Source organism: Pseudomonas sp. TMW22090 (genome assembly GCF_022496665.1).
Taxonomy (GTDB): domain Bacteria; phylum Pseudomonadota; class Gammaproteobacteria; order Pseudomonadales; family Pseudomonadaceae; genus Aquipseudomonas; species Aquipseudomonas gregormendelii.
In genome coordinates this window covers 223180-249011 of record NZ_SCFH01000005.1, presented here as the reverse complement: position 1 = coordinate 249011, position 25832 = coordinate 223180, and the positions used below count along the sequence as shown (strand labels likewise).

Genomic DNA, 25832 nt, shown 5'->3' with positions numbered 1-25832 from the left:
AGAGGAGCAGCAACATGGGCATTTTTGACTGGAAACACTGGGTCGTCATCCTGGTCGTTGTCGTGCTGGTATTCGGCACCAAGAAACTGAAAAACCTCGGCACCGACGTCGGCGAATCGATCAAGGGCTTCCGCAAAGCCATGAACGATGACGAAAAGCCCGCTGATCCAAGCGTGACCCCGGCGCAACCGGTACCACCTGTGCAGCCACAGGCCACCCCGGTCAACCCGCCGCACACCATCGACGTGCAGGCACAAAAAGTCGAAGAGCCGATTCGCAAAGACGTGTGAGCACTGACTAATGTTTGGTATCAGCTTCTCTGAACTGCTGCTCGTCGGCCTCGTCGCCCTGCTGGTGCTGGGCCCCGAACGCCTGCCGGGTGCTGCGCGCACTGCCGGCCTGTGGGTCGGTCGTCTGAAGCGCAGCTTCAACGCGATCAAACAGGAAGTTGAACGTGAAATCGGTGCCGACGAAATTCGCCGGCAGCTGCACAACGAGCATATCCTGTCCCTGGAGCAGGAGGCGCGGAAGATCTTCACGCCGACCCAGCAGGAGCCGACTCCGGTGCAGCCTGTCGCGGAGCCGACCCTTCATGCCCCGGCGCCTAACGTCGAGCCGACTGCCGGTCCTGAACCTGAGCCAGTCGCTGCTCCTGCAGCGCAGCCTCTGGCCGAATCTGCAACACCTGCGGCTGCGCCTGTTGCGCCTGCCCCTCATGACCCAACACTGCCGCCGCGAGCCCCATGAGCGATCTTCCTGAAAATGACCAGCACATGCCGCTGGTTTCGCACCTCACCGAGTTGCGCACCCGCCTGCTGCGCTGCGTAGCGGCGATCTTCATCGTCTTCGCCGGGTTGTTCGCCTTCACCCAGCAAATCTATACCTTCGTCTCCACACCGCTGCGCCAGTATTTGCCGGAAGGCGCGACAATGATCGCCACCGATGTGTCGTCGCCCTTCCTGACACCACTGAAGCTGACGATGATGGTTTCGCTGTTCCTGGCGATTCCGGTGATCCTGCATCAGATCTGGGGCTTCATCGCACCAGGCCTGTACAAGCACGAGAAGCGCATCGCCGTGCCACTGCTGATGTCCAGCATCCTGCTGTTCTATACCGGCATGGCGTTCGCCTACTACCTGGTGTTCCCGTTGATCTTCAAATTCTTCGCTGCCGCTACGCCGGCCGGTGTGGAAATGATGACCGACATCACCAGCTACCTCGATTTCGTCATGACGCTGTTCTTCGCCTTCGGCGTGGCGTTCGAAATCCCGGTGGCCGTGGTATTGCTGGTGTGGATCGGCGTGGTTGACGTCAAGTACCTGAAGAAAATCCGCCCGTACGTGATCATTGGCTGCTTCGTGGTCGGCATGATCCTGACCCCGCCGGACATTTTCTCGCAGACCCTGCTGGCCGTACCGATGTGGCTGCTGTTTGAAATCGGCATCCTGTTCGGCAGCCTGATCAGCAAGCGTGGCGAGCACCCGGACGACCAGCCGGCTGACGACTCCAACGACCAGCCGCCAGCGACCCAGCCGTGAACCTGCTGCTTCTCGAAGAGGCCGATTTCATTGCGGCCGATCGGGTGATCCTGCGTGATCGCCGCCTGACCCACATGCAGGAAGTCCACCGTTCGCAAGTCGGTGACAGCCTGCGGGTCGGCAGGATTGGCGGTCTGATGGGGTCTGCCGAGCTGCTGCGCCTGGACACCACAGAAGCCGAATTGCGCGTCACCCTTGATCAGCCCCCTCCGAGCAAGCTGCCGCTGACCATGGTGTTGGCCCTGCCACGCCCGAAAATGCTGCGCCGGGTGTTTCAGACCGTTGCGGCCATGGGCGTGCCGCGAATCATCCTGGTGAACAGCTATCGCGTCGAGAAGAGCTTCTGGCAAACGCCGTTCCTGGAACCAGACGCCATTCGCGAACAATTGATCCTCGGCCTTGAACAGGCCAGGGACAGCGTGTTGCCGGAAATTATTATCGAGAAGCGCTTCAAGCCGTTCGTCGAAGACCGGCTTCCCGCGATCACCGAAGGGACTCTGGGCCTGGTCGGCCATCCGGGCAACTACCCACCCTGCCCTCGCGGCCTGAACGAGCCGGTGACCCTGGCCATCGGTCCGGAAGGCGGCTGGATCCCCTACGAGATCGACCTGCTGGCCAAAGCCGGGCTGCAACCGGTACAACTGGGCGAGCGCATCCTGCGGGTCGAAACGGCCGTCACCGCCCTGCTGGCCCGACTCTTCTAGACAACGTGAATCCCCCGTAGGAGCTGCCGCAGGCTGCGATCTTTTGATCCTGGCGTTTGTAAGGCCGCCAAAAGATCAAGATCAAAAGATCGCAGCCTTCGGCAGCTCCTACAGGTTCCGCAGAAGCTGCCGATACAACTCTCATAAAACCTACGTGTGGTTCGAGGGAGTTGCAGCATGTACCAATCGCTAGCCGATAAACTGGGGAACGTCAGCGTCAATCGCAAACTGGGAGTCGGTTTCGGATTGGTGTTGCTGCTGACCTGCCTGATCACCTTCACTGGCTGGACGGGCCTCAGCGGCGTCATGAGCCGGGGCGACAAGCTCGGTTTCATCTCCGGCCTGATCGAGCTGAGCAAAGACCTGCGCATCGCCCGCCAAGACTACGACATGCATCGCGGCGAACAGGGTCCCGGGACAGTCAACGATTTGCTCGGGCAACTGGAAACCGGCCTGAAAACCGCCCGCTCCCTGATCGAACAGCCTGCCGATGCAGCCATGGTCGACCAGCAACTGGTCGCCGTCGCTGAGTACAAGCGCGCCTTTGCCGACATGACCCAGGCAACCGCTGCTCGTGAAGACGCCCGGAGCAAACTGGGGGTAAACGCTGACAACGCCGTGGCGCAAGTCAGCACGGTCGAAAAATCCATGCTGCAGGGCGAAAGCGTTGCCGACTACAGCCAGGTGATCGAACTGAGCAAGCTGCTCCAGCAAGCGCGCTACCAGGTTCGCGGCTACACCTACAGCGGCAAGGCCGAAGCCCAGCAACCGGCACTGGACGCCATCGACACCGCCCTGAAAAACCTCGGCAGCCTCGCGGCGAAACTGCCTGAGCAGCACCTCGCCAACCTGCAACAGGCTACCGAATCGCTGAAGGCCTACCGCGCCGCAGTCAGCCAGTTCCGCGACTCCCAGGTGGCAAACGCTACGGCGCTCACGCGCATGACCGCTCAGGGCGACATCCTGATCGACCTCAGCAAGAAGCTGACGGCCTCGCAGACCATTGTTCGCGACACCGATGCCGCGCACGCCAAGAACTTGTTGCTGCTGGCCACCCTGCTCGCCCTGGCCTTCGGTCTGCTGGCGGCCTGGGCCATTACCCGCCAGATAGTCATACCCCTGAGCCAGACCCTCAAAGTCGCCGAACGCATTGCAGCCGGCGACCTGACCCACAATCTGGTGTCTCGCCGCCAGGATGAGCTGGGCCAGTTGCAGCGTGCTATCCAGAGCATGACCCAGGGCTTGCGCGAGTTGATTGGCGGCATCAGTGATGGCGTCACGCAAATCGCCAGCGCCGCCGAGGAGTTATCGGCAGTCACTGAGCAGACCAGCGCCGGTGTCAACAGCCAGAAGGTCGAGACCGATCAGGTGGCAACCGCCATGAACGAGATGACCGCTACCGTGCAAGAAGTCGCACGCAATGCGGAAGAAGCCTCGGAGGCCGCTGTGGCTGCCGACCAGCAGGCCCGTGAAGGGGACAAGGTGGTGGGTGAAGCCATCGCCCAGATCGAGCGCCTGGCGCTCGAAGTGGGCCACTCGACCGAGGCCATGGGCCATCTCAAGCGCGAGAGCGACAAGATCGGCAGCGTGCTCGACGTGATCAAGTCGGTAGCCCAGCAAACCAACCTGCTGGCCCTCAACGCCGCCATCGAAGCCGCCCGTGCCGGTGAAGCAGGCCGCGGTTTTGCCGTGGTTGCCGACGAAGTCCGCAGCCTCGCCCAGCGCACCCAGAAGTCGACCGAAGAAATCGAAGAGCTGATCGTTGGCCTGCAAGCCGGCACCCAGCAGGTAGCGACAATAATGGACAACAGCCGCAGCCTGACCGAAAGCAGCGTCGAACTGACCCGCCGCGCCGGTGGTTCGCTGGAAAGCATTACTCGCACAGTGTCAGCGATCCAGTCGATGAACCAGCAGATCGCCGCGGCAGCCGAGCAACAAAGCGCGGTGGCCGAAGAAATCAATCGCAGCGTGCTGAATGTGCGCGATGTGTCCGAGCAGACCTCGGCCGCCAGTGAAGAGACGGCGGCGTCGAGTGTCGAACTGGCACGGCTCGGTACTCATCTGCAGACGCTGGTGGGGCGGTTCAGGGTCTGAGTTGATGCGAATGCCTCGGTTCACACAGGACCAAGGTGATGCTATCGCGGGCAAGCCCGCTCCCACAGGGTTCAACGGTGTTACGCAGATTGCATGAACACTGAACATACTGTGAGAGCGGGCTTGCCCGCGATGGCGGCCGGATGGCCGCCGCGATCAGAGAACCTGGCGCAGGAACGCCTGTGCCCGAGGATCCTTCGGCGCAGCGAAAAACTCGGCCGGCGAAGCATCTTCCAACAGCTTGCCGTGATCAAAGAACAGCACCCGGTCCGCCACTTCCCGGGCAAAGCCCATTTCATGGGTAACGCAGACCATCGTCATGCCTTCCATGGCCAGGGTCTTCATCACATCCAGCACTTCACCGACCATTTCCGGATCAAGCGCCGAAGTCGGTTCATCGAACAGCATCACCTTCGGTTCCATCGCCAGCGCCCGGGCAATCGCCACGCGCTGTTGCTGACCGCCGGACAGGCGTGATGGAAACTCGTTAGCCTTCTGCGCGATACCGACCTTCTCCAGCAACGCCAGGGCCTTGGCCTCGCGCTCCTTTTTGCCGCGCTTGCGCACGACTTTTTGCGCCAGGCAGAGGTTCTCCAGTACGGTCATGTGCGGGAACAGGTTGAAATGCTGGAACACCATGCCGACTTCACGGCGGTAGGCATTCACGTCGGTTTTCGGGTCGGCCAGCTCCAGGCCGTCGATGCTCACCGAGCCCGAATCGAATTCTTCCAGGCCGTTGAGGCAGCGCAGGAACGTCGACTTGCCGGAGCCGGACGGGCCGATCACCACCAGCACTTCACCCCTGGCCACTTGCGTGGTGACGTTATCCACCGCGCGCACCACCTGGCCACGGGTATCGAAGACTTTTACCAGATCGCGGACTTCAATCACTTTGCGCGAGCCTCCGCTCTAGCCGGCTGGCGATTTTCGACAGCGGCAGGTTGATCAACAGGTACAGGCCGGCGACGCAGAACAGGATTTCGAACGGCGAGAACGAGGTAGTGATGACTTCCCGGCCGCTTTTTAGCAATTCGGTAATTGCGATGACCGAGACCAGCGAAGTGTCCTTGACCAGGCTGATGAACTGCCCGGCCAGTGGCGGCAGCACGCGCTTGAATGCCTGCGGCAGGACTACATGACGCATCGACTGGCCAGCGCTCAGCCCCAGAGATCGCGCGGCTTCGTTCTGGCCGCGGGCGATCGACTGCACGCCAGAGCGAATGATTTCCGCGACATAGGCGCCGGTGAACAGCGACAGCGCGGCGATCCCGGCGAATTCCCGGGACAGGTTCATCACGGTGCCGATGAAGAAGTAGAAGATGAAGATCTGCACCAGCAGCGGCGTGCCGCGCACCAACTCGACATAAATGGTCGAGAGATCGCGCAGGGTCGGGTTGCTGGAGAGCCGGCACAGGCCGGTTGCCAGGCCAATCAGCAGGCCGAGCACACCCGAGACCACCGACAGCCACAACGTCGTCCACAAGCCCCACAACAGCGGCCCTGCCGCCCAATGGCGAGTCACGCCCACGACATCGCCTTCTGCCACGTCATCGCCCTGGGCGACTTGCAGGCTATCGTCATCGACGATCAGGTGCTGCTCATCGCCAGCGTCGTTGCGCAGGGTGACTTCAGCCTTGTCACCCTTGCGCACCAGTTCGCTGACGGTGGAAATGTCGGCAGCACGCTGGGACTCTTCGGCGTGGTAGGCGAAGTACTGCGGCACACGGTTCCAGCGCCATTCGTAGGACATCAGCGAGGTGGCGTAGTACAAGGCGCCGGCCAGGCCGATCAGCACCAGCACGGTTAAAACGTGCCAGGGCCATTGGGCTTTTCTCTGTTTCATGGGTTTAGCAAAATCCGAAAGTTGTGTCGCCAGGAAGGCCGTCATCGCCAGCAGGCTGGCTCCCACACTGGATCTGTGGCGTACACAAATCCCCTGTGGGGCCCGCCAGGAAGGCCGTCATCGCCAGCAGGCTGGCTCCCACACTGGATCTGTGGCGCACACAAATCCCCTGTGGGAGCCCGCCAGGAAGGCCGTCATCGCCAGTAGGCTGGCTCCCACACTGGATCTGTGGCGTACACAAATCCCCTGTGGGGCCCGCCAGGAAGGCCGTCATCGCCAGCAGGCTGGCTCCCACACTGGATCTGTGGCGCACACAAATCCCCTGTGGGGCCGGCCAGGAAGGCCGTCATCGCCAGCAGGCTGGCTCCCACACTGGATCTGTGGCGCACACAAATCCCCTGTGGGAGCCAGCCTGCTGGCGATGGGAGCGGCGCGGTCTTACTGACCGAGCCTTATTCCATATCCTTGAGCCAGGCGGTGTCCTTGAACCACTTGTCATGGATGCGATCGTAGGTGCCGTCTTCGTGGATCTGGTGCAGGAAGTTGTTGATGAAGTTGAGGCTGTCGTAATCACCCTTCTTCAGGCCAAAGGCCAGCGGCTCGTAGGTGAACGGCTTGTCGAGGAATACCAGCTTGCCGGCGCCGACCTTGTTCACGGCAACAACGTTGTATGGCGCGTCGTAGATGAAGGCATCCGCCTTGCCGTTGACCACGTCCAGCACAGCTTCCTGCTCGTTGTCGTAGCCGTGGTACTTGGCCTTGGAGATCAGCTTCTTCGCGACCATCTCGCCCGTGGTGCCGAGCTTGGAGGTGATGCGGTAGTCGGCGGTGTTCAGGTCCTTGTAGGACTTGATGGTGCCTTCCAGCTCCTTGCGGATCAGCAGCGTCTGGCCGACGACGATGAAGGGGTCGCTGAAGTTCAGGCGCAGGTTACGCTCCTGGGTCAGGGTCATGCCGCTGCCGATCATGTCGAATTTGTCGGTCATCAGCGCAGGGATGATGCCGTCGTAGCCGGTGGACACCAGCTCCAGCTTGACGCCCATGGCCTTGGTCATGGCTTTGAGGATGTCGACTTCGAAACCGATGATCTCGCCGCGCTTGTTGGTCATTTCGAAGGGCATGTAGGTCGGGTCCATCCCGACTTTCAGCGTGCCGCGCTTGACCGCGTCATCGATGGCACCGGCCTGCGCCGTGCTGACTGCAACCAATGCCGTGACGCCGACCAGCAGCATCGAAAGATACTTCTTCATCATCAAGTCCCCAAAACCATTGCGGTGTGAGGCGCGCAAACAGCAGATTTCCCTGGGGAAACCGACAGATACGAACAGAAAGTTGTCCGGGCGCACCAATTCGGGGACGGATGCTATCTCAGCCTTGAGGGATTTGTTAGACGCAAAAGCAAAAGATCGTCCGACCGCGGACCGAGCCTGCGGCAGTTCCTAAAGGTTATCCAGTAGGAGTTGCCGCAGGCTCGGGCCGCGGTCGGACGATCTTGTAAAAGCAGGCGCTTACTTCAGTAAGCGGCGCTTTGCACTACATCAGGCCAACTGAGGCTGCGCACTCAGCGGTTTAAGCGGCAGCAACGGAGCATGTGGATCGGCTTTCACCGACTTGCGCCACGCTCCCAGCCACTCAGGATGACCTTCGTTCCAGATTTGCTCGTGCAGGCGAGCCAAGGCCACCGGATCACTGAGCAGTTGCACGCGCTCATTGTTGCTCAGGCCATCCGGCCCGACTTTCAATGCGTGCCGCACTCGCTCGATACGCAGCCATTCGATCGGCTCCGCATGACCGTGACGGGAGGTCGCCAGCGAACACGCCAGGGCGTTCTGCTGCGGGTCCACCACCGACCGGACAAAGCCGTCGTTCAGCGCGTGGTAGCGGTTTTCGTGGGTGTACTGGTCAGTCGCCAGCAACGCCTGTGGCGGATTGTATTCCTCAGGGATCAGGAACAGGCTCTCGTCACGGGATTTGAGGCCCAGGCCAACCCGGCTGGAAATCACCGACACCGGAATCGACAGCATCAACGAACCGACGATCGGCACCAGCCACCACAGGAAGCTCGGGTTCAGCCAGATCACCAGCAGCGCCCACAGGAAGCCCAGCAGCGTTTGCGGACCGTGGCGCTTGACCGCTTCACTCCATGGCGTCGAGTCATCGTCACGCTGGGGCGAGTTCCAGGTCGCGGCCCAGCCGAGGAACGCGGCGAGCACGAAACGTGTGTGGAAAATCATCCGCACCGGCGCCAGCAGCACGGAGAACAGCATCTCCAGCAGCATCGACAGGGTCACCTTGAACTTGCCACCGAACTCTTTCGCGCCCTTGGCCCAGATCAGGATGATGCTCAGCAGCTTCGGCAGGAACAGCAGCACGATGGTGGTCGAGAACAGCGCGACGGCCTTGTCCGGGTGCCACTGTGGCCACAACGGATACAGCTGTCGCGGCTCCATGAAGTACTGCGGTTCCATTAGCGTGTTGACCGCCAGCAGCGCCGTCGACAGCACGAGGAAGAAGAACCACAACGGGGCCGACAGGTAAGACATCACGCCAGTGAGGAATACCGCGCGGTGAACCGGGTGCATGCCCTTGACCAGGAACAGCCGGAAATTCATCAGGTTACCGTGGCACCAGCGACGGTCACGCTTGAGTTCGTCCAGCAGGTTCGGCGGCAGTTCTTCGTAGCTGCCTGGCAAGTCGTAGGCAATCCATACGCCCCAGCCGGCACGGCGCATCAGCGCAGCTTCGACGAAGTCGTGGGACAGAATCGCACCTGCAAACGCGCCTTTACCCGGCAACGGCGCCAGGGCGCAGTGCTCGATGAACGGCTTCATGCGAATGATCGCGTTGTGGCCCCAATAATGGGATTCGCCCAACTGCCAGAAGTGCAGGCCGGCGGTGAACAGCGGCCCATAGACTCGCGTGGCGAACTGCTGCATGCGTGCATACAGCGTGTCCATGCCCGATGCGCGCGGCGCAGTCTGGATGATCCCGGCGTCCGGGGTGGCTTCCATCAGGCGTACAAGGCTGGTCAGGCATTCGCCGCTCATCACGGAGTCCGCGTCGAGCACCACCATGTACTTGTAGTCACCCCCCCAGCGACGGCAGAAGTCGTCGAGGTTACCGCTCTTGCGCTTGACGCGACGACGGCGGCGGCGATAGAAAATCTTGCCGAAGCCCTTGGCTTCGCGACAGACGTCGAGCCAGGCCTGTTGTTCGGCGACGCAGATGTCGGCATCGTTACTGTCGCTGAGCACGAAGAAGTCGAAGCGATCGAGGTCACCTGTGGCCGCTACCGATTCGAAGGTCGCCCGCAACCCGGCAAATACCCGCGGCACGTCTTCGTTGCAGATCGGCATCACCAGCGCAGTGCGCGCGTCCTTGGCGATCGGCTCATTACCCGCGCTTTTACCGGAAATACGGTACTTGTCGTGGCCGGTGAGCAGCTCGAGGAAGCCCATCAGCGCCGTCCAGAACCCGGCAGACACCCAGCAGAACAGAATCCCGAACAGAATCAGGATGCTGGTTTGCAGCGCATACGGCAGTACTTGCGTAGCCGTCTGCAGCAGCGGCTGGTGCAGGACTTCGTTGAGGTCGACGAACGACCAGCCCTGATACGGCATGATGCCTTTCATGTACCAGCCGGCAACGATGGTCTGGCCGAGCATCAGCACCAGCAGGATGTAGCGACGGATCGAACCGACGGTGCGCCAGCGAGCCGCCGGCAACACGCGTTCATCCTTCGGCGGGGCCGGTGGATTGGTGCGACCGGTCAGCCGGCGCCAGCCACGCACCAGGATATTGGTACGCCATGGCTCCGGCACGACCTTGGTCCGACGGATCGGCGGGGTCGCCTTGAGGCAAACCCGACCGCTGGCGTCGAGCGCCAGCATTTCTGCGTCTTCCAGTTCTTCGGCCGTGCTCAGGGTCAGGCGCTTGCCGACCGAGGCCTGGGCGGCCTCGCTCGGCGCGTCGAACGTCGAAGACGACAGCCGCTGGTGCAGCTCGCTGAAAGACTGGCAGCCCGCGAGTTCCGCGCGCTGCTGGTCGGTCATCGGCAGATGCGCCAGATACTCGGCAAGCGTCTCTGGCTGTACTTGAGAATTACTCATCGGCAGGCAACTGGTAGCTCCAGGTCTCGGTCAGGACTTCTTCAGTCGGCGCCGATTCCGGTGTGGCTGGGGCCGCGTCGGCAGCTGCGGGCTGCTTGGCGTCTTTGTTGTCCTTGTTGGCGGTATCCGCTACTGGCTTGGCATCAGCCTGCTTGGCCTCTGCCAGCTTGGTTTCCTTGTCCGCCTTCTCCTGCTGCTTGGCGGCAACCTTGTCGGCCTTGGCCACGGAGGAGCTGGAAACAGGCAACGAAGTCTTTGCCAGGTCCTCGGGTACGATGTTCTGCACCAGTGCAGCACGCATCTCGGTGGCTTTACCCGGATCCTTGATCTTCATCCGCAGGGTCAGGCGCCAGCCCTTGGTGACAGGGTTGTAACGCACGCTGTTCTCGACCAGTTCGGCGTTGTCACCGACGCTGACCTGGCTGCGAACGTCAGTCTCAGGCGGCAGGGCTGCCAGCGACGGGCCTTCGAAGTCCACCAGGTAGGCAACGCTGCCGTCCGGCTGACGGATCAGGTTGGACTGCTTGACGTCACCGGTGGAACGCAGGGTCTGGCTGACCCAGGCGCTATCGGGTGCGTGCAGCGCCGCTTCGTCGATCGTCCAGTGCAGGCGATAGGCGACATCCAGGGGCTGGCCTGGCTCAGGCAGTTTTTCCGGACTCCAGAACGCCACGATGTTGTCGTTGGTTTCATCGGCAGTCGGGATTTCCACCAGGTCGACAGAACCCTTGCCCCAATCGCCTTTTGGCTCGATCCAGGCACTTGGGCGCTTGTCGTAGCGGTCGTCCAGGTCTTCATAGTGGCTGAAGTCGCGACCACGTTGCAGCAGACCAAAACCGCGCGGGTTCTCGACGGCGAAGTTGCTGACGGACAGGTGCTTAGGGTTGTTCAGCGGGCGCCAGATCCACTCGCCGTTGCCGGCGTGGATCGCCAGGCCGCTGGAGTCGTGCAGTTCACGACGGTAGTTGAGCACCTTGGATGGCTGGTTGGCGCCGAACAGGAACATGCTGGTCAGCGGGGCGATGCCCAGCTTGGTGACCTTGTCGCGCAGGAACATCTGCGCCTTGACGTCGACGATGGTATCGCTGCCCGGACGCAGGGTCAGGCGGTAGGCACCGGTCGCACGCGGGGAGTCGAGCAGCGCAAAGATCACCAGGTGCTTGTCACCCGGTTTTGGCTGTTGAATCCAGAACTCGGTGAAACGCGGGAATTCTTCGCCGGAAGGCAAAGCGGTATCGATGGCCATGCCACGCGCGGACAAACCATAGGTGTGACCCTTGCCGACGACGCGGAAGTAGCTCGCGCCCAGCATGGTCATGATTTCGTCCTGCTTGTCGGCCTTGTTGATCGGGTACAGCACACGGAAGCCGGCATAACCCAGCTGCTCAGTGGCCTTGGGATCAAACTTGACGTCGCCAAAATCAAAACGACTTGGGTCGTATTTGATCTCCTCGACCGTATTGGCCGTGATTTCGTTGATTTTCACCGGGGTATCGAAGTGCATGCCCTGGTGATAGAACGACAGCTTGAACGGGGTTTTCTGATCGGCCCATTCGGCTTTTTCGGTGAGGAAACGAATTTTTTGATAGTCCGCGAACTTCATTTCGCGGAATTCGTTCGGCAGATTACTGCGCGGGGCTTCGTATTTCTGCCCGGCCAGCTCTTTTGCCTTGACCGACACATCATCCAGACTGAATGCCCAAAGCTGGCCGGCGCTGAGCAGGCAAAGCAGTGCAGAGCCCGCTACCAGAGCGCTTCGTAGCCGTTTGGCAGACAATTTTGGTGCAATACAGGGACTAACAATCACGAGCAACCCTCGCCGAAAACAGATCAAAAAACCAACGGCCAGCTATCTATATGCCAGGTTGGCGAGCATTGTTCCGACTCCCATGGGGCAAAATGATTCCCCAACAGGTCCAGGACAAGTCTCTACCTAAGTCAAAATGGACCAACGAACGCTGATCCCCGTAGCGCGCGATTATCTAGTAGGCCGCGTTACAACGCATCAGGGGTAACAAAGTATTTATCGCGAAAACCCCCTGTTTCCGCTCGAAATGCGCCTAAAAAGATGTTTCAAGCGCTTTCAGGCCTGTAACAGGAAGGTGACCGGGCCATCATTGACCAGATACACCTGCATATCCGCGCCGAATCTACCTGATGTCACTGTGCCATGCATTTGTTTCGCTTTGCCTAATAGATAGTCAAAAAGCTCTTCGCCCAGTGCCGGAGGGGCAGCAGTCGAGAAGCTGGGGCGCAACCCGCTCTTGGTATCAGCGGCCAGGGTGAACTGAGAGACCAGCAGCAACCCACCGCACACATCCACCAAGGACAAGTTCATCTTGCCCTCGGCGTCACTGAACACCCGATAGTTAAGCAGCTTATGCAGAAGTTTGTCGGCGCTGGCCCGCGTATCGTCGGGTTCGACCGCCACCAGCACCAGCAAACCCTGGTCGATTGCACCGACCACTTCACCCTCCACCTCGACTCGCGCGCTGCTCACGCGTTGCAGCAGAGCCTTCATGCTTCTTCAGGCGACAAGTCGAGCATGCGGCGCGCCATCAGATCGGCGGCGCGCACCAGCGCATCGGTAATGCCCGGCTCGGAGGCGGCATGGCCGGCGTCACGAATCACCTGCAGTTCACTGTTCGGCCAGTTCTGGTGCAGTTCCCAGGCGTTATCCAGTGGGCAGATCACGTCGTAGCGGCCATGAACAATCACGCCGGGCAGATGGGCGATCTTGCCCATGTCGCGGATCAGTTGGTTAGGCTCGAGAAAAGCGTTGTTGGTGAAATAATGGCACTCGATCCGGGCGATCGACAAGGCTCGCTGGGGCTCCGAGAAGCGGTCGACGACCAGTGGGTTCGGGCGCAGGGTCGCAGTCCGGCCTTCCCAGGTGGACCAGGCCTTCGCCGCGTGCATCTGGGCAATCTGGTCATTGCCGGTCAGGCGCCGGTGGAACGCGCCGAGCAGATCCTCGCGTTCGTCCAGCGGGATCGGTGCAATGTAATCCTGCCAATAGTCAGGGAATAACCGGCTGGCGCCCGCCTGATAGAACCATTCGATTTCCTGCGGCCGGCAGAGAAAAATCCCGCGCAGGATCAGGCCGTGAACACGTTCCGGATGGGTCTGCGCATAGGCCAGCGCCAGGGTCGAGCCCCATGAGCCACCGAACAGCACCCATTTGTCGATGCCCAGGTGCTTGCGAATTCGCTCCAGGTCGGCGACCAGATCCCAGGTGGTGTTGTTTTCCAGGCTGGCGTGGGGCGTGGAGCGACCACAGCCACGCTGGTCGAAGGTGACAATGCGATACAGGTTCGGGTCGAAGTACCGACGGCTCTGGGCATCACACCCGGCGCCCGGGCCACCGTGGATAAACACCACAGGCAACCCTTGCGGCGAACCGCTTTCGTCGACATACAGCGTGTGGGTTCCATCGACGGCCAGATCGTGCCGGGCGTAGGGTTTGATCTGCGGGTACAAAGTCTGCATTGCGCGCTCCGTAAGGGGTCGAGGTCATCCCTGTGGGGACTTCTATTATTCTGCCGTCTGGCATCATAAACCCGAATTACGTGATTGAGCATGTCCCGGCGACAGTGGTTGTTTCCAGAAGAGGCATTTCAGCGGTCCTGATCACTCTGTAGGAGCTGTCGAGTGAAACGAGGCTGCAATCTGTTGATCTCAAAAACCAGATCAAAAGATCGTCCGAACGGGGCCCGAGCCTGCGGGATCGCGATGGGCGTTGCAGGGTTAGGCCCTTGCACCGGGTTATGCGTTGTAGTGCTTTGCGCCCCACGCCAGCAACCCTTGCAACAGTTCCTTGAGCACCACCTGCGTCGGCGCTGCCAGGTCCGGCCGATAGCGGAACGGCTCAAACTCTTCCATGTACGTGCACTGGCCCAGCTCCAGCTGCACGGCATGTATGTTTTGCGCCGGGTTGCCGTAATGCCGGGTGATGTGGCCGCCCTTGAAGCGACCATTGAGCACATGGCTGTAATCGGTGTGGCGAGCGCAGATCGCTTCCAGTTCGGTGGCCAGCTGTGGGTCACAACTGGCACCGTTGAAGGTGCCCAGGTTGAAGTCCGGCAACTTGCCGTCGAACAGGTGCGGGATGATCGAGCGAATCGAGTGCGCATCGAACAGCAGCGCGTAGCCGAACTCGGCCTTCAGGCGCGCCAGTTCGTTCTGCAAGGTGCGGTGATACGGCGTCCAGATCTGTTCCAGATAGGTCGCCCGCTCTGCCGCTGACGGTTCCATGCCTTCGCTGAACAACGGGATGCCGTCGAACAGCGTGGCCGGGAACAGTCCGGTGGTCGCCCCGGCGTACAACGGCTTGTCGTCAGACGGTCGATTCAGGTCGATGACAAAGCGCGAGTACTCGGCCGCCAGCGTGCTGGCGCCCAATTCAGCGGCAAACTCATAGAGCCTGGGAATGTGCCAGTCGGTATCCGGCAGGCTGCGCGCGTCAGGAATCAACCCGGCCTCGACCGCGGGAGTCAGGCGCAGGCCCGCATGAGGCATGCTGATCAGCAGCGGCACACGACCTTGTTGGAAATTCAGAACCTTGTCCACAGCTGCTCTCCTATACGCTCGTTTCGACGCCGTGGCGCACGACGCGTTTTTCCAGATCGCCGCCCAGCCAGTACGACAGGTCGGCAGGACGATCGATTTGCCAGGCCACAAAGTCTGCGACCTTGCCGGCTTCCAGCGAACCATGGGTGTCGGCCATGCCCAATGCCGTAGCGGCATGGATGGTCGCGCCGGCCAGGGCTTCTTCGGGGGTCATACGCAAGCAGGTGCAGGCCATGTTCAGCATCAGGCGCAACGACAGCGCCGGCGAAGTGCCCGGGTTGAGGTCGCTGGCGATGGCGATTTTCACGCCGTGCTTGCGCAGGGCTTCCATGGGCGGCAATTGGGTTTCGCGCAGGAAGTAGAACGCGCCCGGCAGCAGCACCGCGACGGTGCCGGAAGCCGCCATGGCGATGGCGTCTTCTTCGTCCATGAACTCCAGGTGGTCGGCGGACAGCGCGTGGTAACGCGCGGCCAGGCTGGAGCCGTGCAGGGACGACAATTGCTCGGCATGCAGCTTGACTGGCAGGCCGAGCTCCTGAGCTGTAACGAACACACGCTCGACCTGCTCTGGCGAGAACGCCAGGTATTCGCAGAACGCGTCGACTGCGTCCACCAGGCCTTCGGCGGCCAGGGCCGGAAGCATTTCAGTGCAGATGTGCTCGATGTAGGCGTCGGCGCGATCGGCATACTCGGGTGGCAAGGCGTGAGCGGCCAGGCAGGTGCTGCGCACGCTGATCGGCAATTCGGCGCCCAGACGGCGGATCACCCGCAGGATCTTGCGTTCGCTGGCCAGGTCCAGGCCGTAGCCGGATTTCATCTCTACCGTAGTAACGCCGTCGCGCATCAGGCTTTTGAGTCGCTTGGCCGCGCTGGCGAACAGTTCGTCTTCACTCGCGGCACGGGTGGCGCGCACAGTGCTGGCGATGCCCCCGCCCTGGTTGGCGATTTCGGCATAGCTCACGCCTTGCAGGCGCTGTTCGAACTCGCCGCTGCGGTTACCGCCGAACACCGTATGGGTGTGGCAGTCGATCAGGCCTGGAGTAACCCAGGCCCCATTCAAATCGTTGACCGCCGGGTAGTCGCCCGCCGGCAGGTCGGCACGTGGGCCAATCCACTCTATGAGCGCACCGGACGTCACGATGGCCGCGTCCTCGATGACCGAGTAGACGCCTTGCGCCATGGTTGCGACGTGGCAGTGTTGCCAGAGCGTTTTCATCGCGAATCTCCATCAAATTCAAAATCGAATCGCTGGCAAGCCAGCTCCCACAGGAACAGTGGTGGATACATGACATGCACACCACCCTAATCCCTGTGGGAGCTGGCTTGCCAGCCCCCACAGCAACGGTGGTGGATACATGACATGCACACCACACAAATCCCTGTGGGAGCTGGCTTGCCAGCGATGAGGCCCTTACAGGCTCGGCAGCAACTTCACCGAGACCAGATCATTCAAACAACGCGTCGCCAACAACTCAGTCGCCGCGTTGATGTCCGGCGCAAAGAACCGGTCCTTCTCATAAAACGCCACTTCAGCACGCAAAATGGCGCGAGCTTTTTCCAGCTTCGCCGAGGTCTTCAATCCTTCACGCAAATCCAGGCCCTGGCACGCTGCCAGCCACTCCACCGCCAGCACCCCACGGGTATTCTCGGCCATTTCCCACAGACGCTTGCCCGCAGCCGGCGCCATCGAGACGTGGTCTTCCTGGTTGGCCGAAGTCGGCAGGCTGTCGACCGAATGCGGATGGGACAGCGCCTTGTTCTCGCTGGCCAGCGCCGCCGCCGTCACCTGGGCGATCATGAACCCGGAGTTGACACCGCCATTGGCCACAAGGAATGGCGGCAGTTGCGACATGTGCTTGTCCATCATCAGCGAAATGCGGCGTTCACTCAGGGAACCGATTTCAGCGATGGCCAGGGCCATGTTGTCCGCAGCCATGGCCACCGGCTCGGCGTGGAAGTTGCCGCCGGAAATCACGTCGCCTTCGGCGGCGAACACCAGCGGGTTATCCGACACCGCGTTGGCTTCGACGGCCAGCACTTCGGCAGCCTGGCGCAATTGGGTCAGGCAGGCGCCCATGACTTGCGGCTGGCAGCGCAGGGAGTATGGGTCCTGGACCTTATCGCAGTTCTGGTGCGAGTCAGACACTTCACTGCGCTCGCCGAGCAAATCGCGGTAAGCAGCAGCGGCGTCGATCTGGCCTTTTTGCCCGCGAGCGGCGTGGATGCGTGCGTCAAATGGCGAGCGCGAGCCCAGTACCGCTTCGACCGTCAGGGCCCCCAGCGCCACGGCGCCGGCGAACAGGTCCTCACCTTCAAACAGGCCGCGCAGGGCGTAGGCGGTGGACACCTGGGTACCGTTGAGCAGCGCCAGGCCTTCCTTCGCCGCCAAGGTCAGCGGGGTCAGGCCGGCGACTTTCAGCGCTTCGGTCGCCTCCAGCCATTCGCCTTTGTAGCGTGCCTTGCCCTCGCCGAGCAGCACCAGGGACATATGCGCCAGCGGCGCCAGGTCACCGGAAGCACCGACCGAACCTTTCAACGGAATGTGCGGGTAAACCTCGGCGTTGATCAGCGCGATCAACGCGTCGATCACCACCCGGCGAATGCCGGAAAAACCACGACTCAGGCTGTTGACCTTGAGCACCATGACCAGCCGCACCAGGGCGTCGCTGATCGGCTCGCCAACACCGGCGGCATGGGACAGCACCAGTGAGCGCTGCAGGTTTTCCAGGTCTTCGCTGGCGATGCGAGTCGAGGCCAGCAGGCCGAAACCGGTGTTGATGCCGTAGGCGGTGCGGTTCTCGGCGAGTATCTGCTCAACGCAGGCAACGCTGGCCTCGATCTGCGCAGAGGCGCTGTCGTCAAGGCTGATTTTGACCGGCTGCTGATAAACATCGCGCAGTTGGGCAAGGCTCAGTTGGCCGGGAATCAGGTTTAGCGCAGTCATTCAAATGCTCCTTATGAGAGTTTGTTATTAACTACCAGTCGCTCCGGAGCATTCCGTTATCCGTCGCCTCTCGTCTTCTGGACGATCCGCGCCTTGGCACGCTGGTGTGGGTACTGGTCATTGCAGATTCGGTAACGCGTCGTGCAGCCGCTGCGGATCTTTCAGCACGCTGGCGGCGGCGGCAATGTCCGGGGCCAGCCAACGATCCTGATCGTAGGCCGGAACCTGTTCGCGCAGCAGGCGCCAGGCGATATCGGTGCCGACGCCAAAACGTTGCGCCTTGAGGAATTCGAACGCCTGGGCGGCCAGCAAGTACTCGATCGCCAGGATCTGCGTGCAGTTTTCCAGCGCGCGATGCAGCTTCAGCGCGGCATTGGTGCCCATGCTCAGGTGATCTTCCTGCAGACCCGAGGTGACGTAGTTGTCGAGCACCGCCGGTTGCGCCAACTGACGGTTCTCCGCGCACAGCGAAGCGGCAACGTACTGGACGATCATCATCCCGGAGTTCACCCCGGGATTGGCCACCAGGAATGCCGGAAGGCCGCTGACATGCGGATTGATCAAGCGGTCCAGGCGCCGCTCGGCGATGGAGCCGATTTCCGCCATGGCAATGGCCAGCAAATCAGCGGCCAGGGCCACGGACTGACCATGCGGGTTGGCCTGGGACATGATGCGGAAATCGTCCGGTGTGCCCAGCAGCATCGGGTTATCGGTGACCGAGTTGAGCTCGGTTTCAATCTGCTTGCTGGCGTGCTCCAGCTGATCGCGGGCGGCGCCGTGAACCTGCGGGATCGAGCGGATGCTCAGCGCATCCTGCGTGCGCACGCCCTTGCTCAACGCGATCACTTCACTGCCTTCCAGCAACGCTCGCAGGTTGAGACCAACCTGCTGCATGCCCGGATGCGGTTTAAGCGCAATGATCTCGGCATCGAACGCCGCGATCTGGCCACGCTGGGCTTCAAAGCTCATCGCACCGATCACATCAGCCCACTGCAGCAGGCGCGTGGCATCAGCAATCGCCAGGCAGCTCAGGCCGGTCATGCACGGCGTGCCGTTGACCAGGCACAGGCCATCCTTGGCACCGAGCTGGACCGGTTGCAGGCCTTCTTCGGCCAGGGCTTGCTGCGCAGAAATTATTTTCCCGCGATAGCTCACAGTGCCGACACCCAACAGCACGATGCCGATGTGCGCCATGTGGGTCAGGTAACCGACCGAACCCTGGGAGGGTACTTGCGGGGTAATGCCCCGATTGAGCAGCGCCAGCAGCGCTTCGATCACTCGACAGTGAATGCCGGATTTGCCCTGACTGAAATTACGGATTGCCGCACACATGATTGCGCGGGTCTGCTCGTCGGCCAATGGAGCGCCGACGCCACAGGCGTGGCTGAGCAACGTGTTGCGCGACAGCTGGCTGAGTTGCTCGTCTTTCAGCGAGACGTTGCACAGCGCCCCCAAGCCAGTATTGACGCCGTAGGCGCGCTCGCCGCTGGCGACGATACGCTGGACGATGGCCTGGGCGTTTTCGATCCGCGCCCAGACCTGCGCCGACAGCTCAAGCTGTGCGCCGTGACGGGCGACCGCGACCACATCCTGCCAACGCATCGGGGCGTCGGCGATAACGATTGTTTCAGCCTGGGACATCTCTACCTCATACCTGAATATTGATGCAGCATCGCGGACGCCATCGCTGGCAAGCCAGCTCCCACAGATTCCGAGGTGTGCACACAAACCGTGGAACAAACCCCATCCCTGTAGAAGCAAGGCTTGCCCGCGATGGGGCCAGCACTTACACCGCAAATATCTTCAAACCACCGCTGCCCGCCGCTGTACGAACCGGTCGACATACTCATCCGCCGGCGAATGCAGGATCTCGCGCGGCGTCCCCACCTGGATCAACCGCCCATCCTTGAGGATCGCAATGCGGTTACCAATGCGCACCGCCTCATCCAGGTCGTGCGTGATGAACACGATGGTCTTGTGCAAAGTCTTCTGCAGCTCCAGCAACTGGTCCTGCATTTCCGCGCGGATCAGCGGGTCGAGAGCGCTGAACGCTTCGTCCATCAGGATGATGTCCGTGTCTGCGGCCAAGGCCCGGGCCAGGCCCACCCGTTGGCGCATGCCGCCCGAGAGCTGATGCGGGTATTTGTTTTCGTAGCCCTTGAGGCCTACGGTGTTGATCCAGTGCAGCGCGCGCTCGGAGCACATCTGCTTGCTCTCGCCACGCACTTTGAGGCCGTAGGCGACGTTCTCCACCACGGTCTTGTGCGGCAGCAGGCCGAAGCTCTGGAACACCATGCTGATCTTGTGCCGGCGAAATTCGCGCAGGGCTTCCATGTCGTATTGCAGGATGTCCACACCGTCCACCAGGATCGCGCCGCTGGTGGGGTCGATCAGGCGATTGAAGTGACGCACCAGCGTCGACTTGCCCGAACCGGACAGACCCATGATCACGAAAATCTCGCCCGTGCCGATGCTCAACGACAGGTCGTTGACCCCGACCACGCAGCCGGTGTCGGCCAGCACCTGGTCCTTGGTCTTGCCTTGGCCAACCATGGCCAGCGCCTCCTGGGCACGGTTGCCGAAAATCTTGAAGACGTTTTTGACTTCGATTTTGCTCACGGTTACGTCGTTCATTTGCTCACCTCATGCCGTGGCCGACCATACGCCTGAGTAATGCGGTCGATGACCACTGCCAGAATCACGATCGCCAGGCCGGCCTCCAGGCCTCGTCCGACGTTGAGGGTCTGAATCCCCACCAGCACGTCCTCTCCCAGGCCACGGGCACCGATCATCGAGGCGATTACCACCATCGACAGGGCCATCATGGTGGTCTGGTTGATCCCGGCCATGATGCTCGGCAGGGCCAGCGGCAGTTGCACGCCGAACAGTTGCTGCCAGCGGTTGGCACCGAAGGCGTTGATCGCTTCCATCACTTCACCGTCAACCTGGCGAATGCCCAGGTCGGTCAGACGGATCAGCGGCGGCGCGGCGTAGATCACCGTGGCGAAAATCGCCGGGACCTTGCCCAGGCCGAACAACATCAATACCGGAATCAGGTACACGAAACTGGGCATGGTCTGCATGATGTCGAGCAATGGCATCAGCACCGAACGCAGGCGATTGCTGCGCGCCGAGAGGATGCCCAGCGGTATGCCGATCAGTACCGATATCACCGTCGCGACCATCATCAGCGCGAGGGTTTGCATCAGCTTGTCCCAGAGACCGACGGCGCCGACCAGGAACAGCAAGCCAACGATAACGGCAGTGGTCACGACCTTGCGGGTCGCGTGCCAGGCAACGCCCGCCACGATCGCCAGCATCAGCCACCAGGGCGCAGCACGCAGCAGCCCCTCAAGATTGACGATGGCCCACAACAGGGTGTCGGAGATGTGCCGGAACACATCGCCGTAGTTGGTGACCAGCGAATCGACCCAACCGTTGACCCAGTCGGCGATGGAAAAGGTAAAGCTTTCGGGAAACATAAGAGACTCTCGATCAAGGGGGGTTGAGATGCAGCACCCGACTGCCGGGCTCGACAGTCGGAACGCTGGACCTACAAGGCCGCGTCGATTTTCCTGGCTGCGTCTTCGCTCACCCATGCATGCCAGACTTCAGGATGTTCCTTGAGGAAGATTTTCGCCAGTTTCGGCGAAGCAATCCGCTCCTTGGCCATGCGCCCCAGGTTCTGGTTCAGCAAGTCGATTGGCAGGTTGACCTTTTCCAGCACCGCCACCAGTTCCGGGGCTTCGTCGTGGAAGGTCTTGGACAGGCCGACCTTGATGGTCACACTCTTGTCCACGCCCGGTTTTTCTTCGAGCTTGACCAGGTCGACCTGGCCCATCAGCGGAGTTGGCGACCAGTAGTAGAACAGGATCGGCTCGCCGCGCTTGTAGCTCGACAGCACTGCCGCATCCAGCGCCGGGCCGGTGCCTGGGCGGAAGTTGGTGTAGGTGCTTTCCAGGCCGTAGCTCTTGAGCATCTCGCTGTTGTCCAGCTCGCATGTCCAGCCAGCCGGGCAGTTGTAGAAACGACCTTTGGCCGGCTCTTCCTGATCCTTGAACACTGCAGCGTACTTGGCCAGGTCGGCGATGTTCTTCAGGTCCGGGGCCTTGGCTTCCAGCTTGCGGCTGGCGTCGCCCTCGATGACGTAACGCGGCACATACCAGCCTTCTACGGCGCCGGTAACAGGAGCGCCGACACCGACGACCTTGCCGGCCTTCTCGGCCTTGTTCCAGACCTCGCTACGGCCCACCCATTCCTCGGCGAAAACCTGGATATCGTTGCTGCTCAAGGCGTTTTCCATGGTGATGGAGTTGCCCGGCAGGCTGTCGGTCTTGCAGTCGTAGCCTTTCTCCAGCACGACCTGCAGCACGTCGGTGAGCAACATGCCGCTTTCCCAGTTCAGGCCGGCAAATTTCACCGGTTTGCCCGACTCGCACCAGCCGGCTGCCTGGGTGGCGCCGGCACTGGCGAGCAGGCCCATGGAAAGTAGTGCGGTCAGCAGGGTCTTGTTCGATTTCATTGTCGTGACGCTCCTAATCATGAATGGGCTTACGGCAGTCAAGAGGCATCCAGCCCTGTCCACGTCCAATCAGGCCTGCGCCGCAGCGCGACCGGCCCCGCTGGTTTTTGGTGGTGCAACGCTGTCCTGCTCGACTGGCAGGATCAGTTGATCGGGTACGGTGCCATGCCATTTTTTGGCGCACACGTAATATAGAGCGGCTGGCAGCACCAGGCCGATGATCCAGGAAATATCCACACCGCCCATGGCTTCCACCAGCGGACCGGTATAGAACTTGGTGGCGATGAACGGCAGCTGCACCAGTACACCGAACACATAGATGCTGATACCCAGGGCGTTCCAGCGACCGTAGCGGCCATTCGGATCGGCCAGCGCCGGCACGTCATAACGCTCGCGGGTGATGCAGTAGTAGTCCACCAGGTTGATCGCGCTCCAGGGCGTGAAGAACGCCAGCAGGAACAGGATGAAGGACTTGAACGCACCGAGGAACGAGTGCTGGCCGAGCAGCGCGATCAAGGTCGCAGCACCCACGATGACCAACACGAACACCAGCCGCTGCAAGCGCGACACCTGCAGGTGACCACGAAAACCGCTGATGATGGTCGCGATGCACATGAAGCTGCCATAGGAGTTCAGCGTGGAGATGGTGACCTTGCCAAATGCGATGCTGAAGTACAGCAACGCAGCGGTGGCACCGGTACCGCCCAGGCCCACAATGTAGGCCACTTCATGGCCGGCGAACTGCCCATTGGCCGAAGCGGCGGCAAACACGCCGAGAATCATCGCCACTTGTGCGCCAATTACCGAACCCGCGCCGGCGGCGAAGAAGGTTTTCACCGAAGACGTGCTGCTTGGCAGGTAGCGAGAATAGTCAGCCACGTACGGGCCGAACGCGATCTGCCAGGACGCTGCGAGTGATACCGCCAGCAGGAAGCTGCTCCAGCTGAAGTGGCGAATTTGCAGGAGTGCGCCGACGTCTGTCTGGCTCATCAAACGGTAGAACAGGTAGACAAAGGCAATCACGCCGATGACGCTGGCGACACGGCCAATCCAGTGGATCACCCGATAACCGAGCACCGTGACCAGCACGATGACACTGGCGAAGATAAGGATGCCGACGCTGTCGCTGACGCCAAACAACTGGCCCAGCGCCTGGCCGGACAGCACGGTCCCGGTGGCGGTGAAGCCCAGGTACATCAGGCACACCAGCACGATCGGGATCGCCGCGCCATACACGCCGAACTGCACCCGGCTGGAAATCATCTGCGGCAAGCCCAGCTTGGGCCCTTGCGCCGCATGCAATGCCATCACCCCACCGCCCAGCAATTGCCCGATCAACAGACCGATCAACGACCAGAACACATCACCGCCCAGCACCACGGCCAGGGCCCCGGTGACAATCGCGGTGATTTGCAGGTTGGCACCCATCCACAGGGTGAACTGGCTCAACAGACGACCGTGTCTTTCCGCTTCCGGGATGTAATCGATCGAGCGCTTCTCGATCAAGGGTTTACTGCCTGCACGATCGTTGTTAACAGCCATGATTCAACCTCTGTGGATTGTTATTCGGTGTTGTTGTGATCTCTACAGGAACTGCCGAGTGAAACGAGGCTGCGATCTTTTGATCTTGATCGGCGGCGTCAGTAACGACGCCAAAGATCGCAGCCTGCGGCAGCTCCTACAGGTTGGCTCAAGCCAAAGCCGACTTTATTTACCGGTAATCATCGGCAGGTTCAGCCCCTGCTCCTTGGCGCAGTCGATCGCAATCTGGTACCCCGCATCGGCGTGACGCATGACCCCGGTTGCCGGGTCGTTGTGCAGCACGCGGGCAATTCGCTCAGCCGCCTCGTCAGTACCGTCGCAGACAATCACCATGCCCGAGTGCTGGGAGAAGCCCATGCCGACGCCGCCGCCGTGGTGCAGGGAAACCCAGGTCGCGCCGCTCGCGGTGTTCAGCAGAGCGTTGAGCAGTGGCCAGTCGGACACGGCGTCGGAACCGTCCTGCATCGATTCGGTTTCGCGGTTCGGGCTGGCAACTGAGCCGGAATCCAGGTGGTCACGACCGATCACGATCGGTGCCGACAGCTCACCGCTGCGCACCATTTCGTTGAACGCCAGGCCAAGCTTGGCGCGCAGGCCCAGGCCAACCCAGCAGATACGTGCCGGCAGACCCTGGAAGCTGATGCGTTCGCGCGCCATGTCCAGCCAGTTGTGCAGGTGGGCGTCGTCCGGGATCAGCTCTTTTACTTTCGCATCTGTCTTGTAGATGTCTTCAGCGTTACCCGACAGTGCCGCCCAACGGAACGGACCAATGCCACGGCAGAACAGCGGACGGATGTAGGCCGGTACGAAGCCAGGGAAGTCGAAGGCATTCTCCACACCCTCTTCCTGGGCCATCTGGCGGATGTTGTTGCCGTAGTCGAAGGTCGGGATGCCTTGCTTCTGGAACTCGAGCATCGCTTTGACGTGCACGGCCATCGATTGCTTGGCAGCCTTGACCACGGCAGCAGGCTCGGTCTTGGCGCGAGCGCGGTACTCTTCCCAGGTCCAGCCGGCTGGCAGGTAACCATTGAGCGGATCGTGGGCGCTGGTCTGGTCGGTGACCATGTCCGGGCGCACGCCGCGCTTGACCAGTTCCGGCAGGATCTCGGCCGCGTTACCCAGCAAGGCGATGGAAATGGCCTTGCCCTCCTTGGTGTATTTGTCGATACGCGCCAGCGCGTCATCGAGGTCAGTGGCCTGTTCGTCGACGTAACGGCTGTTCAGGCGGAAATCGATGCTCACCTGCTGGCACTCGATGTTCAGCGAGCACGCGCCGGCCAGGGTTGCCGCCAGTGGCTGGGCGCCACCCATGCCGCCCAAGCCTGCGGTCAGTACCCAACGCCCCTTGAGGTCATCGTTGTAGTGTTGGCGACCGGCTTCGACGAAGGTTTCGTAGGTGCCCTGGACGATGCCCTGGCTGCCGATGTAGATCCAGCTGCCGGCGGTCATCTGGCCGTACATGGCCAGGCCTTTGGCGTCGAGTTCGTTGAAGTGCTCCCAGCTCGCCCAGTGGGGCACCAGGTTGGAGTTGGCGATCAGTACCCGCGGTGCGTTGCTGTGGGTCTTGAACACGCCGACCGGCTTGCCGGATTGCACCAGCAGGGTCTCGTCGTCGTTCAGGTTGGTCAGGCTTTCGACGATCTTGTCGTAGCACTCCCAGTTACGTGCCGCACGCCCGATACCACCGTAAACCACCAGTTCTTTAGGGTTCTCGGCAACTTCCGGGTCGAGGTTATTCATCAACATGCGCAGCGGCGCTTCGGTCAGCCAGCTCTTGGCGGTCAGCTTGTTACCGCGGGCGGCACGGATTTCTACGTCACGAAACTTAGTGGTTTTGTTGTCAGTCACGAAAAAGACTCCTCAGCGATCAATTCAAACCAACCCTGGCAGTGGGCAAGCCAGCCTGTGCGCGTCGTTGCGCCACAAGCGAATCAGTTGACGCTGCGAGGAGTCCTGATCGACTCATA

21 protein-coding genes are annotated in these 25832 nt (G+C 61.3%); 5 read left to right on the top strand and 16 right to left on the bottom strand.

The features are described 5' to 3' along the window. The first annotated feature begins 14 nt into the window (after positions 1–14). The 5 genes from EQV97_RS16245 (at position 15) to EQV97_RS16225 (ending at position 4336) form a co-directional block, all read left to right on the top strand. Complete coding sequence (locus tag EQV97_RS16245) at positions 15–290, top strand: twin-arginine translocase TatA/TatE family subunit (RefSeq protein WP_045061961.1); 276 nt, start codon at positions 15–17, stop codon at positions 288–290. 10 nt (positions 291–300) lie between these two features. Then, the gene (gene tatB / locus EQV97_RS16240) at positions 301–747 is read left to right on the top strand and encodes a Sec-independent protein translocase protein TatB (protein WP_122841471.1); all 447 of its coding nucleotides are present in this window, start codon (positions 301–303) and stop codon (positions 745–747) included. After that, positions 744–1538 (top strand): twin-arginine translocase subunit TatC, encoded by a 795-nt coding sequence (gene tatC / locus EQV97_RS16235; RefSeq protein ID WP_122841470.1) that lies wholly within the window; start codon positions 744–746, stop codon positions 1536–1538. The genes tatB and tatC overlap by 4 nt, the downstream gene beginning before the upstream one ends. Beyond that, on the top strand, positions 1535–2242 hold the full coding sequence (locus tag EQV97_RS16230; protein ID WP_045061964.1) for a 16S rRNA (uracil(1498)-N(3))-methyltransferase: 708 nt from the start codon (positions 1535–1537) through the stop codon (positions 2240–2242). The genes tatC and EQV97_RS16230 overlap by 4 nt, the downstream gene beginning before the upstream one ends. 177 nt (positions 2243–2419) lie before the next feature. Beyond that, positions 2420–4336: a methyl-accepting chemotaxis protein gene (locus EQV97_RS16225; protein ID WP_240889261.1), complete on the top strand. Its 1917-nt coding sequence runs from the start codon at positions 2420–2422 to the stop codon at positions 4334–4336. Positions 4337–4492: 156 nt separating this feature from the next. On the opposite strand, the gene EQV97_RS16220 is transcribed toward EQV97_RS16225, so the two are convergent. The 16 genes from EQV97_RS16220 to hutU form a co-directional block, all read right to left on the bottom strand. Further along, positions 4493–5227, bottom strand: a complete 735-nt coding sequence (locus tag EQV97_RS16220; protein WP_122841468.1) for an amino acid ABC transporter ATP-binding protein — start codon at positions 5225–5227, stop codon at positions 4493–4495. After that, complete coding sequence (locus EQV97_RS16215) at positions 5220–6179, bottom strand: amino acid ABC transporter permease (RefSeq protein WP_240889260.1); 960 nt, start codon at positions 6177–6179, stop codon at positions 5220–5222. Before EQV97_RS16215 ends, EQV97_RS16220 begins: the two co-directional genes overlap by 8 nt. A 452-nt stretch (positions 6180–6631) precedes the next feature. Further along, positions 6632–7429, bottom strand: coding sequence for a transporter substrate-binding domain-containing protein (locus EQV97_RS16210; RefSeq protein ID WP_045062031.1), 798 nt, complete (start codon positions 7427–7429; stop codon positions 6632–6634). A 288-nt stretch (positions 7430–7717) separates the two neighbouring features. Further along, positions 7718–10288, bottom strand: a complete 2571-nt coding sequence (mdoH, locus tag EQV97_RS16205) for a glucans biosynthesis glucosyltransferase MdoH (protein ID WP_122841467.1) — start codon at positions 10286–10288, stop codon at positions 7718–7720. After that, entirely contained in the window at positions 10281–12095 is a 1815-nt protein-coding gene (locus EQV97_RS16200; protein WP_122841466.1) for a glucan biosynthesis protein G, read from the bottom strand. Before EQV97_RS16200 ends, mdoH begins: the two co-directional genes overlap by 8 nt. A 276-nt stretch (positions 12096–12371) precedes the next feature. Then, the gene (gene dtd, locus EQV97_RS16195; RefSeq protein ID WP_122841465.1) at positions 12372–12809 is read right to left on the bottom strand and encodes a D-aminoacyl-tRNA deacylase; all 438 of its coding nucleotides are present in this window, start codon (positions 12807–12809) and stop codon (positions 12372–12374) included. After that, positions 12806–13777 (bottom strand): prolyl aminopeptidase, encoded by a 972-nt coding sequence (gene pip, locus EQV97_RS16190; protein WP_045061970.1) that lies wholly within the window; start codon positions 13775–13777, stop codon positions 12806–12808. Before pip ends, dtd begins: the two co-directional genes overlap by 4 nt. A gap of 276 nt (positions 13778–14053) precedes the next feature. Then, a complete protein-coding gene (hutG, locus tag EQV97_RS16185; RefSeq protein ID WP_240889259.1) occupies positions 14054–14857 on the bottom strand; it encodes an N-formylglutamate deformylase in 804 nt (267 codons plus the stop codon). A gap of 10 nt (positions 14858–14867) precedes the next feature. Further along, the gene (gene hutI, locus EQV97_RS16180) at positions 14868–16073 is read right to left on the bottom strand and encodes an imidazolonepropionase (RefSeq protein WP_122841463.1); all 1206 of its coding nucleotides are present in this window, start codon (positions 16071–16073) and stop codon (positions 14868–14870) included. A gap of 195 nt (positions 16074–16268) precedes the next feature. After that, a complete protein-coding gene (gene hutH / locus EQV97_RS16175) occupies positions 16269–17801 on the bottom strand; it encodes a histidine ammonia-lyase (RefSeq protein ID WP_122841462.1) in 1533 nt (510 codons plus the stop codon). A gap of 117 nt (positions 17802–17918) precedes the next feature. Next, the gene (hutH, locus tag EQV97_RS16170; protein WP_240889258.1) at positions 17919–19442 is read right to left on the bottom strand and encodes a histidine ammonia-lyase; all 1524 of its coding nucleotides are present in this window, start codon (positions 19440–19442) and stop codon (positions 17919–17921) included. Between the two features lie 162 nt (positions 19443–19604). After that, a complete protein-coding gene (locus EQV97_RS16165; protein WP_122841460.1) occupies positions 19605–20435 on the bottom strand; it encodes a glycine betaine/L-proline ABC transporter ATP-binding protein in 831 nt (276 codons plus the stop codon). Continuing rightward, entirely contained in the window at positions 20432–21283 is an 852-nt protein-coding gene (locus tag EQV97_RS16160; RefSeq protein WP_010464518.1) for a proline/glycine betaine ABC transporter permease, read from the bottom strand. Before EQV97_RS16160 ends, EQV97_RS16165 begins: the two co-directional genes overlap by 4 nt. A 71-nt stretch (positions 21284–21354) precedes the next feature. Next, positions 21355–22323 carry an ABC transporter substrate-binding protein gene (locus EQV97_RS16155; RefSeq protein WP_122841458.1) on the bottom strand — a complete coding sequence of 323 codons (969 nt, stop codon included), beginning with the start codon at positions 22321–22323 and terminating at the stop codon, positions 21355–21357. A 69-nt stretch (positions 22324–22392) separates the two neighbouring features. Further along, complete coding sequence (locus EQV97_RS16150; protein WP_122841457.1) at positions 22393–23865, bottom strand: cytosine permease; 1473 nt, start codon at positions 23863–23865, stop codon at positions 22393–22395. A 165-nt stretch (positions 23866–24030) separates the two neighbouring features. Continuing rightward, a complete protein-coding gene (gene hutU / locus EQV97_RS16145; RefSeq protein ID WP_045061978.1) occupies positions 24031–25713 on the bottom strand; it encodes a urocanate hydratase in 1683 nt (560 codons plus the stop codon). Positions 25714–25832 lie beyond the last annotated feature (119 nt).